The organism is Alicyclobacillus suci, assembly GCF_017329615.1.
GTDB classification, from domain to species: domain Bacteria; phylum Bacillota; class Bacilli; order Alicyclobacillales; family Alicyclobacillaceae; genus Alicyclobacillus; species Alicyclobacillus suci.
This window is the reverse complement of record NZ_JAFMTW010000184.1, coordinates 1-374: the sequence shown is the minus strand read 5'-3', so window position 1 is coordinate 374 and position 374 is coordinate 1. Positions and strand designations below refer to the sequence as shown.

Sequence of the window (374 nt, the reverse complement as noted above, 5' to 3'; positions counted from 1 at the left end):
GTCCGGGGAATCTTACGCGATGATTTTGAGGAAATCAAAACCGATGTTTTTGGGGAAATCTACCCGATTTTTTTGAGGAATTAAATCCGATGTTGACAGGAGGTCCACGTAAAATTCTTTGAGCACATTGGCGGCGTGTATCAGCAGATGGTGTATGACAATATGCGGGTCGCGGTCAAGAAGTTGGCTGGTACCGAAAAGGAGCCCACAGACGCGTTGCTGCAGCTATCGCTTTACTACGGATTTCAGTTTCGCTTCTGTAACGTGTGCAGCGGCAACGAGTACCTGATAAGCGTTTGTGAGCGCCTCAACCACAAGGCGCAATCCAATCGCGACGGGCGTAGTGCATGGGAATGTTTGCAGGAGGAGCGTTC

1 pseudogene is annotated in these 374 nt (G+C 49.7%); it reads left to right on the top strand.

What is annotated here, in order from left to right:
- Positions 1 to 96: 96 nt before the first annotated feature.
- Positions 97 to 374 (top strand): annotated as a pseudogene (locus J3482_RS20335) (IS21 family transposase); the annotation flags it as partial.